Here is a 13,459-nt window from a genome sequence, read left to right as displayed (position 1 = left end):
ATGTCACATTAGCATTTCCCCGCTTGGCACTCGTAATAATCCATTGTCGATGTCTCCGCGAATCCGCAGGATTGATAGAGGCGGAGCGCATTGGCGTTCTCAACGGCCACTTGCAGCATGATGTCCTCTGCGTGTGCTTCCTTCAGCCTATCAATCGCCTTCAAGAGCGTTGCTCTGCCATATCCTTTGCCGCGGTGCTCGGGCAGAACGCCAAGACCGTAGATGCCCCCAATGCCGGAGGACAGCTGAAGGTGAACTTTCCCGATCACCTGCCGGTCCTTCTCGGCAAGATAGATCGTCATGCCCTTCTTCTCCTCCTCCTCGGGCAGGATCGCCGCTTCTCCCAGCTCTTCGCCGAAGTAGATCGCATTCTGCCGGTAGATCTCCGGCGCGTCCGCATTCGTTGCCTTGCGCAATGTGACTCCTTCTAAGTTGCTATCTATCTTGGAACGATCCGCTCGAAGGTACATCTCATGCTCCGAATGATGATACCTGGCTCCGGTTGCTTGAATGAACGCTTGCCCGGCTTCCGACTTCCGATCGCTTAGGAGCAGCATGTTCTTGGGTGCCCTGCTCTTCCACTCCGCCATAACTAGCCTGCTCAATGTCGTAAAAACACCTTGGCGCCTATATTCGGGATGGACCATGCCGTGCACTTCGAGCGGCGTACTCGCGCCGCCGAATTCACATATCCCCATATAGCCGATCAGATCGGGTCCATCGAAGTACATGAACTCATTGATTCGGCGAATCCCCGTCCGTTCTGTGCTTGAAGCTGCGCCAAGCTTATAATCCAATTCTAGCTTCAGCGCTATCTGGTCCTCACGAACGCATCGATCTTGGAGTCTGTTGATCCATTCATAGTCCTCTTGAGAGATTCCCTCTCTGAGCTTCAGCCATGGGTTAAGGATTGCTCTCATTCTGCACCTCTATGTTTTTGTCTCGGATATCCGTGTTCCGTATGCAAGACCTCACAACCGCGAAGGCAAGGAGGAAGCCGACTAACGTGACGGCAAGCGTCGCAGGCACATAGGCCAAATCCGGCCAGCCGCCGAAGAATGGGCGATACTTCAAATAGAAGTAGTTGCCGTCGATGAGCGGGTTTAAGAAATAGACAAAGAAGAAGTAGACGACAAATAGACCATAGGTTCGGATAACCCCCTTCAAGGTCGGTCTCCAACCCGTGATCTTATACCCGTAATACGGAAGCAGAATAACGAGCATGTGGCTGAGCAAGTATGAGAGTCCCTGGGAGTGGGTGATCGGATATATTCTTTGCGGGTACAAGAAAGAGCCGTAAGCAAACAAGCCGAAATAAAAAATGACGTCCAATACTATCGTATTCTTCGTGATCAGAAAGTAGATTCCGAGCAGCGTGGTGATCCGGCAAATATGCAGCGGGAGAGAATCATTCATATTAAACCCCGTCTCGGCCGCATACCACGAATAAAGCATCATCTGCTGCAAGATCGCAACGGTTAATACAACCGCCGTTATCTTGCTGGATTGGGCTCGCAGCTTGCCGCGACAAATAACAAGCGCCGCTAGAACGGCCAATACGATCGCAATGTAGACAAGATGCTGCATTGAGAAGGGCTGAATATAGTCCACTTCCGCGCTCCACCAGCTATTCATATCTCCCATCCCAGTCTGTGTTAATTTATACTTCGCTATCATCATAACATCTAGATGTTCGAAAAGGATTAACGTCTAAACACGAACGAGTGGTAGCCGCCGATGTGCTTGAACAGCTCCTGCCCTTCCGTCGGAAGCGGACGCGCCGGATCGAACGTCAGGTACATCGCGCGGTACGGCTCCGGCACCCAGATGTACTGGTGCACATACGGCGTCAGCGTGAAGCCGCAGCGCTCCCAGAAGCGGACGCGCTCGGCATTCTCCGGCTCGGGACCAGCTTCCGCCTCGAGGATCAAGCCGTCCATGCCCTTCGAACGGGCATAGCGCGCGATCTCTTCCACAAGTGCCGTTCCGACGCCAAGGCGGCGATGCTCCGGACGGACGGCAATATAGTCGATCAGCAGCGCGTTCAATTGGCGCAAGGGTCCGGCCAATGCCATCGCGGCCGTCTCGCCGTCCTGCAGCGCGACGAACAGCAAGCCGACGCCCTTGGCGAACGTATTCTCGATGATGCGAACGGGCTTGCCCTCCGGGAACGCATCCAAATACAGTTGCCGCGCCTCCGGCCACAGCCGATCGTCAAGCCGATCCCACATTCGAATCTCCATGCTGCATTCCTCCCTGGTATAGAACAAGAGCCGCTGGCTTCAGTCTTCCCTGCCAACGGCTCTCTCACCAATCCATCACTTGCTGTGCATCTTGAACTCCAGGAACAGCTCGTTATAGTGCGCGAGCATCTTCTTGCCGAGGTTGTCGTACACCTCGAGCTTATCCGTCACCTCGGACGGCGGGTAGAACCGCTCGTCGCCCGAGATATCCTCCGGCAGCAGCTTAAGCGCTTCGCTGTTCGGCGTCGCGTAGCCGACGTACTCGGCGTTCTGCGCCGCGTTCTCCGGATCGAGCATGAAGTTGATGAACTGATGCGCCGCCTCCAGATTGTTCGCCGTCTTCGGAATGACCATGTTGTCGAACCAGACGTTCGAGCCTTCCTTCGGCACGACGAAGTCGAGCTTGTCGTTCTCGTCCAGAATCTCGGCCGCGTCGCCGGACCAGACGAGTCCGACCGCGGCTTCCTCGTTCGCGAGCAGCATCTTGATCTCGTCGCCGACGAGCGCCTTCACGTTCGGCGTCAACTGGTTCAGCTTCTTCAACGCTTCCTGCAGATGATCCTCGTTCGTGTCGTTAAGCGAATAGCCGAGGCTGTTCAGCCCCATGCCGATCACCTCTCGCGCGCTGTCCACGAGCAGAATGTCATTGCGCAGATCCGGCGACCACAGATCCTCCCAGCTCTCGAACGTCTTGCCGTCCACGAGCTCGGGGTTGAACACAATGCCGACTGTTCCCCAGAAGTAGGGTACCGAGTATTCGTTGTCCGGATCGAACGACAGGTTCATGAACTTCGGATCGATATATTGCAGGTTCGGGATCTTCGACTTGTCGATCGGCAGCAGCAGGTCTTCCTCCCGCATCTTGCTGATCGCGTAGTCCGACGGGACGGCGATATCGTACGTCGTGCCGCCTTGGGCGATCTTCGTCAGCATCGCCTCGTTCGAATCGAACGTCTGGTAGATGACCTTGACGCCCGTCTCCTCCTCGAACTTGGCGATCAATTCCTCGTCGATATAATCGCCCCAGTTGTAGATGGTCAGTGTATTGCCGCCTGTGTAGCCCTGCTCCGAGTTCAGGTAGGAGGTTAAGTACATGAGCGCGAACGCCGCGATGATAACGGATGCGAACAGCCTTACGATCTGCTTCATGGCCGCGCACCCGCTTCCGTAATCTTGCCGTTATGGCGGCGATTGATCAGATAGTAGCCGACGACGAGCAGAATCGTGAACAGGAACAGCAGCGTCGACAGCGCGTTAATAGACAGAGCCACGCCTTGCCGCGCCCGCGAGTAGATCTCGACGGACAATGTGGAGAAGCCGTTGCCCGTGACGAAGAACGTCACCGCGAAGTCGTCGAGCGAATACGTCAGCGCCATGAAGAAGCCTGCGAAGATGCCCGGCCGAATGAACGGCAGCACGACCTTGGACAGCACGTCCCATGAGTTCGCCCCCAGATCGCGCGCGGCGTCGATCAGCGCCGGGTTCATCTCCTGCAGCTTCGGCAGCACCATCAGCACGACGATCGGCACGCTGAAGGCGATGTGCGAGATGAGCACCGAACCGAAGCCGAGCTTCAGGCCGATCATCGTGAACAGGATGAGGAACGAAGCCCCGATCACGACGTCCGGGTTGACGATCAACACGTTGTTGAGCGACAATAACGCATTTTTAGCCTGAAGCCGTCTGACCCGATGAATCGCCAGCGCGCCGATGACGCCAAGGGCGGTGGAGATCGCCGAAGAGAACAGCGCGACCACGAACGTGTTGAGCACAATGATGAGCAGACGCGTATCGGAGAACACTTCCCCGTACCACTCGAGCGTGAACCCGTCATACCCGTGCATCGTGCCGCCGCTGTTGAACGAGTAATACACCAGATACAGAATCGGAGCGTAGAGAACGGCGAACACCGCGATCAGATATAGGTTCGACCATTTCCATTGGCGGTTGCGGCTCATACTCTAGCCCCCTTTCGGCGCTGTCCGGTGACGATCATGATGACGGCCATGACGAGGACGAGGAACACGGCGATCGTCGCCCCCATTCCCCAATCCTGCGTCACGAGGAAGTGCTGTTCAATCGCGGTGCCGAGCGTAATGACCCGGTTGCCGGCGATGAGGCGAGTGATCATGAACAGCGACAGCGACGGGATGAACACCGCTTGGCAGCCCGACTTCACGCCGTCGATCGTCAGCGGGAACACGACGCGGCGGAACGTTGTCCACGCCGATGCGCCCAGATCGCGGGACGCCTGGATGAGCGACGGATTCATCTCCTCCAGCGCATTGAAGATCGGCAGCAGCATGAACGGAATGAAGATATAGACCGATACGAACACGAAGCTGAAGTCGGTGAAAAGGATTTGTTGGCGGCCAAGGCCCATGGCCTCCAGGAAGCCGTTCGCGAAGCCGTACGTGCCGAACAAGCCGATGAACGCATACGCCTTCAGCAGCAAGTTGACCCAGCTCGGCAATATAATTAAGAGCAGCCACAGCCGCTTATGCTTCGCCTTCGTCAGCAAGTAAGCCGTCGGATAGGCGACCAGCAGCGAGAACAGCGTGATCAGCAGCGCGTACCAGAATGAGCTGAGCGTCATGTTCAGGTAGACCGGCGTGAAGAAATGCTTGTAGTTCGCCAGCGACCAGTTGCCTTCGATGTCTTGGAAGGAGTAATAGACGATCAGCACGATCGGCGCGACGACGAACAATACGATCCAAGCGACGTAGGGAATGAGATAGGCATTGCGGGTTCTAGTCTTCATCGCCCACCTCGGTGAACGCCTCGATCCGCTTGTCGAAGTCCTCCTCCGACTCACCGAACCGCATAATATGGATCGCTTCCGGATCGAAGTCCAGCCCGATCTCGTCGCCGACCTGCACCCGGCGCGTGGAATGGACAAGCCAGCGGTTGCCGCCGCCGTCGCTGCCGACGATCTCGTAGTGAACGCCGCGGAACAGCTGGGAATCGACGCGAATCTTCAGCTTGCCCGCTCCAGGCGCGGCAATCTCCAGATCCTCCGGCCGAATGACAATCTCCACCTGCTCGTTCGGCTGCAAGCCGCCGTCGACGCATTCGAACTCCTGGCCGCCGAACGCCACGAGATAGTCGCGGACCATGACGCCGGGCAGAATGTTCGATTCGCCGATGAAGTCAGCCACGAACCGGTTGATCGGCTCGTCGTAGATGTCCGTCGGCGTGCCGCTCTGCTCGATCCGGCCTTGGTTCATGACGAAGATCTCGTCGGACATCGCCAGCGCTTCCTCTTGATCGTGCGTGACGAAGATGAACGTGATGCCGAGCCGCTGCTGCAGCTCGCGCAGCTCAACCTGCATCTCCGTCCGCAGCTTCAAGTCCAGCGCGGAGAGAGGCTCGTCCAGCAGCAGAACGTCCGGCTCGTTCACGATCGCGCGGGCGATAGCGACGCGCTGGCGCTGGCCGCCCGACATCTCGCGGATCTCCCGATTCTCGTAGCCGCTCAGGTTGACGAACTTGAGCGCCTCCTTCACTTTCCGATCGATCTCCGCACTCTTCAGCTTCTTGACGCGCAGGCCGAACGCCACATTCTCATAGACGTTCAGATGCGGGAACAGCGCGTAGTCCTGGAACACCGTGTTCACTTGGCGCTTGTTCGGCGGAACGGCATTAATCCGCTTGCCATGCATATAGACCGAGCCTTCCGTCGGTTCGATGAATCCCGCGATCAGCCGCAGAATGGTCGTCTTCCCGCAGCCGGATGGCCCTAAGAGCGTATAGAACTTCCCGTGCTCAATCTCAAAATTCACATTGTCGAGCACGACGGCATCGTCGCCGTCATACAGCTTCTTCACATTCTCGAAGCGGATAATCGCGTTCGCTCCCATATCGGCCTCCGTCCCCCTGCCTATCATAGTCGGTACTATTTTATCAGGGATGTGCCAATATTCAACAGAATATTTCAGAATATGCTCGGCTATTGCCGCGCATGAATCGCAATTACTGCGGATAAACCGTCAGTATAACTCCATCGACGTTGTTGCCGGATATCTCATAGTCTCGATCCGTCGGCACTTCGATCGCCGTCTCGCCCGTGACGGGGATATAGGAGATGTCATAGGTCCGGCCGTCGATTGTCGCCTGAATCTGCTTCTGCTCTCTCAGATAAGACAAATATTCTTCCAGCGTGAAGCGCTTCTCCTTCATGATCTGGCTATGCGGCAGCCCGACATAGCGGAAGTGCCACGGCTCGTACTGGATGCCCGTGATCGCCGTCTTGTCCTTCGGATAGCGGAGGATGAACCCGTAATCCCACGCATTAGCCGTCAGCCATTTGCCTTCGGGCGCGCGCTCCATCGCCTCGAGAGAGGACCCGATATCGAGCGACAAGCCGAGGTTGTGCTCGCTGAAGCCCGCCGGAAGCGCATAGTCGGGCCCCTCCTCCTCGTACAGCTCCGCTTGCTTCTCGTTGTCGCGATAACCGCTGCTGATCAGAAAATGATTCACGCCGTCCTCGCCCGCCGCCGCGACCATGGCCGAGAACTGCTTCGCCACCCGCTCCGACAACTGAATCTTGTTATCCAGCAGACCGTAGCCCTCCGTTAGCTCCGGATGACGTGACAGCTCCGCGATATCGGACAGCATCCCTTCGGCATGAACCGGATGGTCTTGGTTCACCAGCACCAGATCGCCTTTATAAATCTGATCTGGCGTCACTTGAATCGTCCGAACGGAAGAATCGTTCCCTGCCGGCGCATCCGGCGCATTCGTCGTATCCTTCGTATCCGCGGCAGCGGTCTCAGCGATCTCATCGGTCTCGACCCGGTTAATCTGCACCTCGGTGCCCGGCGTCCGATTCAGATTGCGGTCTCCGATCCACAGCAGGAGCCCTAATAGCAGCGCAAGCAGAATAACCCACTTCTTCATCTCCATCTCTCCCGCAACCTAGTGTCCAATTAGGTTAAGGAAGAAAGCTTAAGAAGAATATGGGCCAGTCTTTAAATTTTTCTTAATTATACTGCGCCGGAAGCGGAATTCGAACCTCGAACACCGTTCGCGTGACGGTGCTGTCCGCGGCAATCGCCCCGCCGTGCTGCTCGACGATGTTCTTGGCGATGAACAGCCCGAGCCCGGTGCTGCCACCTTGATGCGTCCGCGCTTGATCCCCCGTGTAGAACATGTCGAAGAGGAACGGAAGCTCGTCCGGCGGAATCCGGTGGCCGTAATTGATCACTTGAACGATGACCGCATCGGATTCAAGCTCGCCCTTGATATCGACGAATTGCCCGTCTTTGCCGTATCGCGCGGCATTCGCGAGCAGGTTCTCGAACACGCGGGCCAGCAGGGCGCCGTCCGCTTCGACCATGATTCGGGGCGGCATGATGACCCTCGCCGTCAACTGATTATTTTCGAGAATCGGATAGAGCTCTTCCACCAACTGATGCAGCAGCTCGCTAAGATCAATCGGCTTCTTGTCGATCGGCAGCTTGCCGTAATTCATCTTCGCGATCTCGAACAGTTCCTCGATCAGCTTCTCCAATCGTCTGGACTTCGTATAGGCGATCGTCGTATAGTGTCTGGCCTGCTCGGCAGGCAATTGCTCATTCTTCAATAGATAATCCAAATACCCGAGTACGGAGGTCAGCGGGGTACGCAGGTCATGCGCCAAATTCAGCACCAGCTGATCCTTGCTGCTCTCCGCGAAGTCCCCGCGTTCCAGCGCGTTCTTCAGCTTGACCCCTGCGCGGTTGATGTCTTCGGCCACCGTCTGGAACTCGTCGTTCGTGTTCAGCTCCACGCGAGCCGAGAAGTCGCCGTTCGCCAGCCGATGAATGCCCTCGGAGATCCGTTCGAAGTAGGAAGCGTAGGGCTTTGAGAACAGATAGAAGAATAAGACGGCCAGCGGGACGAAGAGAATCATGAAAACAGTCAAATCGCCGACTTGCCGCATGATATCGCGCAGCAACGCGATCGAGTCCCCGTAATGAACGTTGTTGCGGTAATAGTTTTGAAGCAATTTGTAAATGACATAGGTGATTGTCCCCGAAGCGAGCATGCTGAGGCCGAACAGCAGGAGCATCTTGGAGCGGAAGCTGCGCCGTGAATTAGCCATTGAACGTGTACCCGACTCCCCAGACCGTCTTGATGAACTTGTCCTTGTCCTCGCCGAGCTTCCTCCGCAGCGTCCGAATATGCACCATCACCGTATTCCCGCTCTCATAGTAGGCATCTCCCCACACCTGTTGGAAGATGTTCTCCGCGCCGAACACCTTGTTCGGATGGCTCGCGAGCAGGACCAGAATGTCGAACTCCTTCGGCGTGAGCGTGATCGGCTCTCCGTACAGCGTGACCGACCGTTTGTCCGGATCGATGACGAGTCCTCCCGCCTCGATGATCTGATGAAGACCGTCCGCCGGTTGATTGAGCTGCATGGAACGCCGGAGCTGCGCCTTGACGCGGGCGACAAGCTCGAGCGGGTTGAACGGCTTCGTCATATAATCGTCCGCTCCGATAACTAAGCCGGTGATCTTGTCCAGGTCGGACGTCTTGGCGCTAACGAAGATGATCGGCAGCTGATAGCGCTCCCGGATTTGGCGGGTCGCCTCGTACCCGTCCAGCCCCGGCATCATTATATCCAAGATGGCCAAGTCGACCGCATTCGTCTGTATCGCCTGCACCGCGGCCTTGCCGTCGGCAGCCTTGATCGTGCGATAGCCTTCCCGCTCGAGATGCATCGCGATCAGATCCGCTATCTCCGGTTCATCGTCCGCGATGAGGATCGTTATGGGTCTCACGCGCTTCCCTCCCATCCGCTGCTGTATGACTTGTCCTAATCTTAACGGAACTGTTCCCCAAAATAAAAGGGGGACGCGGCGATCCGCATCGCCAGACGTCCCGATAGAGGCTGCTTATTCGGTTATCGCATGCTTGCTTGCTGCGATTATTTGCGAATATTAGATGCCTGCCTCGACTTCCTTCACCATCTCGGAGACAGAGACCAGTCCGCCGCCGGACAGATACCAGAAGTTCGGGTCCAGGTAGATGATGTGTCCGTCCTTGTAGGCGTTCGTTCTCTTCACCAGCTCGTTCTCGATCACCTTCTGGGCCGGCTGCGATTCGGCTCCTTCGGCAGCGACGACGGCGCCGCGGTCGATGACGAACAAGTAGTCGGGGTTCTTCTCCGCGACGTACTCGAACGAGACGCTCTGGCCGTGCGTCGACACCTCGATCTTGTCGTCCGCCGGCTTGAAGCCGAGCACGTCATGGATAAGGCCGAAGCGCGAGCCGGCGCCGTAGGCGCTGATCTTGCCTTCGTTGGCCAGCACGATCAAGGCGCTCTTGCCGGTAGCGGCCGCCTCGTCGTGTACCGATTGAATCGTCGCGTCGATGGCCGCGGCTTCGGCGTCCGCTTCGGCCTGCTTGCCGAAGATTTGGCCGATCGTCTGCAGATTGGCTTTGAAGGAATCGAGGTACTTCGTCGTATCGAGCGCCAGGTTAATCGTCGGCGCAATCTTCTTGAACTCGTCGTAGGATGCGGCTTGGCGGCCGGAGATGATGATCAGGTCGGGCTGAATCTCGGCGATCTTCTCGAAGTCCGGCTCCATCAGGCCGCCGACGTTCTCGTATTTCGAGTCTTCGAATTTCTTCAGATAGGAAGGCAGGTTGGATTGCGGAACGCCGGTCACTTCGATGCCCAGCTTATCGAGCGTATCCAGCGATCCGAAGTCGAATACGACGACCTTGGCCGGGTTCGTCTTGACCGTCGTCTCGCCGGAGGCGTGCTTGACGGTTATCTCCGCCGGCGCTGCCGCTTCGTTTGGCGAAGCCTCAGATGATGCCGATGCGGACGCGGAAGGCGCGCTCGCTTGCGCGGGAGCTGCAGCGCCATTAGTGTTGTTGGCGTTGTTGGCGCCGCAGCCGGAGAGAACGGCTAACGTCAGCGCACTTGCCAGAAGGATGGATAATGTCTTTCTCATTTCTATAATTTACCCCTTTCATGTCCAAGTGGAATTTATAATATCGCGCCTCTGCCGACGGGCCCTTCGGCGGAGACGGCGAGATTACCGCAATCAGGTGTAATACACGCAAATCTTGTTCCCGCCGATCAGTCGGATGTCCATCGCCATCTCATATACTTCCTCCAGCACGGCAGGATTGATCATCGCCTCTGCCGTGCCCTGGCGGACGACTCGGCCGTCCTTGAGGGCGACGATGAAGTCGGAGTAGCACGAGGCGAAGTTAATATCGTGCAGAACGATGACGACGGTCTTGCCAAGCTCGTCTGCCAGCCGGCGCAGCGTCTGCATAATCTGGACCGAATGCTTCATGTCGAGATTGTTGAGCGGCTCGTCGAGCAGCACATACTCGGTGTCCTGGGCGACGACCATCGCGATGAAGGCGCGCTGGCTCTGCCCGCCGCTGAGCTGATCCAGATGTTTGTGCTGGATCGCCTCCAGATTCAGATAGCGGATCGCCTCGTCGACGCTCGCTTCATCTTCCTTCGTCAGCCTTCCCTGCGAATAGGGGAATCGGCCGAAGGAGACGAGCTCGCGCACGGTCAGCTTCAGGTTGATATGATTGGATTGCTTCAGAATCGAGATCTTGCGGGCCAGCTCGTTGGTCTTCCACTGGCTGATCTCCCGGCCTTCGATCAGCACTTCCCCTTCGTCCTTGCCGATCAGCCGGCTGATGATCGAGAGCAGCGTGCTCTTGCCCGCGCCGTTCGGTCCGATGAACGAAGTGATCTTCCCCTTCGGAAGGGCAACGGACGCGCGGTCGACGACGGTTCTGCCATTGTAGCTCTTGGATACGTCCCTGACTTCTATCACGCCCGATTCTCCTTTAACAGCAAATATAGAAAGTAGACGCCGCCGACGAAGTTGATAATGACGCTGATCGGCGTCGAGAAGATAAATACGCGCTCCACCAGCAGCTGCCCGCCCGCTAACGCGACGATGGCGATCAGCATCGAGCCTGCGATCAGATAGCGGTGCCGATACGTTCGGAAGAACGCATGCGCCACGTTGACGACGAGCAGGCCGAGGAATGTGATCGGTCCGACGAGCGCCGTGGAGACAGAGATAAGAATCGACACGATGACAAGCAGCCGCTTGACGACGCTCTCGTAAGGCACGCCGAGATTAACGGCGTGGTCGCGGCCAAGCGACAGGACGTCGAGATACTTAGCGCTGCGCAGGAAGAAGGCCGTGACGAGCAGCATGACGACGGCTGAGATCAGCACAATCTGTGTGTTCACATTGTTGAAGCTGGCGAACATTTTCCCCTGCACGACTTGGAACTCGTTCGGATCGATCAGCACCTCCATGAAGGTGGAGAAGCTCTGGAACATCGTGCCGATGACAAGCCCGATCAGGAGCAGGAAGTACAGGTTCTGCTGGCCGCGCCGGAATACGAAGCGGTACAGAACGGCCGAGAACAGAATCATGAGAACGGCTGACAGGACGAAGTTGAGGTTGCCGTTCGTCACGAGAACCGAGCCGGAGCCGGCGAAGTAGACGATGCCGGTCTGCAGCAGCATGAAGAGCGAATCCAAGCCGAGAATGCTCGGCGTCAGGATGCGGTTGTTCGTAATCGTCTGGAACACCGCCGTCGAGAACGCGATGGCGCAGCCTGTCAGCAGCAGCGCGGCAATCTTGAGCGAGCGCCGCGGAATGGCGTAATCCCAGTTCCCGACGTGAAGGAACAGGAACAGAGCGACGAGAGCGAGAGCCAGCGCGGCGAGAGATACGATTTTCCAACTGGCGGCTCTATTCACCATACGCCCTCCTCCTCATGAGCAGATATAGGAAGACGACGCTGCCGATGACGCCGACGGTCAGGTTGACCGGAATCTCGTACGGGTAGATCACGATTCGGCCAAGAATGTCGCAGGCAAGCACGAACACGGCGCCGAGCAGCGCGGTATGCGGCAGCGTTCGCTTCAAGTGATCGCCGAGATAAAGGCTGACGATGTTCGGAATGATGAGGCCGAGGAACGGAATCGTGCCAACCGTCAGAATAATCGCCGAGCTGGACAGCGCCACGATCGCGAGACCCAGATAGACGACTCGCTTGTACGACAGCCCCAGGTTCACCGAGAACTCCTCGCCCATGCCGGCCAGCGTGAACTTGTTGGCGTACAAGTAGGCCGCGGCCATCATTGGAACGCTGATATACATCAGCTCGTAGCGCCCCATCAGCACGCCGGAGAAGTCGCCTTGCAGCCAGGAAGAGATGTTCTGGACCAGGTCGTACTTGTAGGCGATGAAGGTCGCGATCGAGCTGATGACGTTGCCGACCATGATGCCGACGAGCGGCACGAAGATCGCGTCCTTGAAGCGGATTCGGTTCAGTATTTGCATGAACAGCAGCGTCCCGGCGAAGGCGAACACGAAGGCGACCGCCATCTTGACGAGCGGCGCCGACGTCGTGAACAGCAGCATCGCGACGAGAATGCCCACCTTGGCGGAGTCCATCGTGCCCGCCGTCGTCGGCGATACGAACTTGTTACGGGTGAGCTGCTGCATGATTAAGCCGCACACGCTCATGCTGGCGCCGGCGATGACGATGCTGATCAACCGGGGAAGCCGGCTGATCCAGAACGTCTGCCAAGCCTCGCTGTCCAGCCGGAACAGATCGGCCGGCGAGATGCGCTGAACGCCCACGAATAGGGAGATCAGCGACAGCGCGAGGAGCGCGGCGGTCAAATGCCATCTTCTCATAGGCGGTCGATTCGCTTTCTTTGAGATATAGTGGATAGTCGATGATTGATAGTGTCGATGGTTGATGGTTGATAGTCGATGATCGATGATTGATGGTTGATAGTCGATGATCGATGGTTGATGATCGATGTCAATAATCGATAATCGGCGATTGATAATTGATAATGATTATCAATGATAATTACAAGTTGGATTATATCTGTATTTGAGAATGATTGTCAATATCAGTTGGATAAGAAAAAACTCCATATCTCGTTCAGGTCACGTGTGTCTCGGGAAGACGCTCGTCCAAAATGGCTAACTCACCCCGCGTTGAGCTCATTCTCGGCTGCGATACTCGTCCAAACCGACTAACTCGCCCGCCTTGAGCTCATTCTCGGCTGAGTTACTCGTCCAAACCGGCTAACTCACCCGCGTTGAGCTCATTCTCGGCTGCGATACTCGTCCAAACCGACTAACTCACCCGCCTTGAGCTCATTCTCGGCTGAGTTACTCGTCCAAACCGGCTAACTCGCCCGCGTT

General features: G+C 57.0%; 14 protein-coding genes. All 14 read right to left on the bottom strand.

The genetic code is table 11. From position 1 onward, the window contains the following. Window positions 1-8: 8 nt before the first annotated feature. The 14 genes from H4Q31_RS16765 to H4Q31_RS16700 all read right to left on the bottom strand — a co-directional run bounded on the left by H4Q31_RS16765 (window position 9) and on the right by H4Q31_RS16700 (window position 12,937). Complete coding sequence (locus tag H4Q31_RS16765; RefSeq protein WP_185180213.1) at window positions 9-920, bottom strand: GNAT family N-acetyltransferase; 912 nt, start codon at window positions 918-920, stop codon at window positions 9-11. Beyond that, window positions 904-1,635, bottom strand: a complete 732-nt coding sequence (locus H4Q31_RS16760; RefSeq protein WP_185180212.1) for a YwaF family protein — start codon at window positions 1,633-1,635, stop codon at window positions 904-906. Before H4Q31_RS16760 ends, H4Q31_RS16765 begins: the two co-directional genes overlap by 17 nt. Before the next feature lie 68 nt (window positions 1,636-1,703). Continuing rightward, window positions 1,704-2,243, bottom strand: a complete 540-nt coding sequence (locus tag H4Q31_RS16755; RefSeq protein WP_185180211.1) for a GNAT family N-acetyltransferase — start codon at window positions 2,241-2,243, stop codon at window positions 1,704-1,706. Window positions 2,244-2,318: 75 nt separating this feature from the next. After that, window positions 2,319-3,392 carry an ABC transporter substrate-binding protein gene (locus tag H4Q31_RS16750; RefSeq protein WP_185180210.1) on the bottom strand — a complete coding sequence of 358 codons (1,074 nt, stop codon included), beginning with the start codon at window positions 3,390-3,392 and terminating at the stop codon, window positions 2,319-2,321. Continuing rightward, window positions 3,389-4,201, bottom strand: coding sequence for an ABC transporter permease (locus tag H4Q31_RS16745; protein ID WP_185180209.1), 813 nt, complete (start codon window positions 4,199-4,201; stop codon window positions 3,389-3,391). The genes H4Q31_RS16750 and H4Q31_RS16745 overlap by 4 nt, the downstream gene beginning before the upstream one ends. Beyond that, complete coding sequence (locus tag H4Q31_RS16740) at window positions 4,198-5,004, bottom strand: ABC transporter permease (protein WP_185180208.1); 807 nt, start codon at window positions 5,002-5,004, stop codon at window positions 4,198-4,200. Before H4Q31_RS16740 ends, H4Q31_RS16745 begins: the two co-directional genes overlap by 4 nt. Then, window positions 4,994-6,103, bottom strand: coding sequence for an ABC transporter ATP-binding protein (locus H4Q31_RS16735; protein WP_185180207.1), 1,110 nt, complete (start codon window positions 6,101-6,103; stop codon window positions 4,994-4,996). The genes H4Q31_RS16740 and H4Q31_RS16735 overlap by 11 nt, the downstream gene beginning before the upstream one ends. Window positions 6,104-6,215: 112 nt before the next feature. Continuing rightward, complete coding sequence (locus H4Q31_RS16730; protein WP_185180206.1) at window positions 6,216-7,142, bottom strand: M15 family metallopeptidase; 927 nt, start codon at window positions 7,140-7,142, stop codon at window positions 6,216-6,218. An 82-nt stretch (window positions 7,143-7,224) separates the two neighbouring features. Beyond that, on the bottom strand, window positions 7,225-8,328 hold the full coding sequence (locus H4Q31_RS16725) for a HAMP domain-containing sensor histidine kinase (RefSeq protein ID WP_185180205.1): 1,104 nt from the start codon (window positions 8,326-8,328) through the stop codon (window positions 7,225-7,227). Next, window positions 8,321-9,010: a response regulator transcription factor gene (locus H4Q31_RS16720; protein WP_185180204.1), complete on the bottom strand. Its 690-nt coding sequence runs from the start codon at window positions 9,008-9,010 to the stop codon at window positions 8,321-8,323. The genes H4Q31_RS16725 and H4Q31_RS16720 overlap by 8 nt, the downstream gene beginning before the upstream one ends. A gap of 159 nt (window positions 9,011-9,169) precedes the next feature. Further along, a complete protein-coding gene (locus tag H4Q31_RS16715; protein ID WP_185180203.1) occupies window positions 9,170-10,192 on the bottom strand; it encodes a siderophore ABC transporter substrate-binding protein in 1,023 nt (340 codons plus the stop codon). 93 nt (window positions 10,193-10,285) lie between these two features. Beyond that, the gene (locus H4Q31_RS16710; RefSeq protein ID WP_185180202.1) at window positions 10,286-11,044 is read right to left on the bottom strand and encodes an iron ABC transporter ATP-binding protein; all 759 of its coding nucleotides are present in this window, start codon (window positions 11,042-11,044) and stop codon (window positions 10,286-10,288) included. Then, window positions 11,041-11,994: an iron chelate uptake ABC transporter family permease subunit gene (locus H4Q31_RS16705; protein ID WP_185180201.1), complete on the bottom strand. Its 954-nt coding sequence runs from the start codon at window positions 11,992-11,994 to the stop codon at window positions 11,041-11,043. Before H4Q31_RS16705 ends, H4Q31_RS16710 begins: the two co-directional genes overlap by 4 nt. Continuing rightward, window positions 11,984-12,937 carry an ABC transporter permease gene (locus H4Q31_RS16700; protein ID WP_185180200.1) on the bottom strand — a complete coding sequence of 318 codons (954 nt, stop codon included), beginning with the start codon at window positions 12,935-12,937 and terminating at the stop codon, window positions 11,984-11,986. Before H4Q31_RS16700 ends, H4Q31_RS16705 begins: the two co-directional genes overlap by 11 nt. Window positions 12,938-13,459 lie beyond the last annotated feature (522 nt).

Source organism: Cohnella lubricantis, assembly GCF_014212015.1.
GTDB lineage: Bacteria > Bacillota > Bacilli > Paenibacillales > Paenibacillaceae > Cohnella > Cohnella lubricantis.
This window is presented reverse-complemented; position numbering and strand designations above follow the sequence as displayed.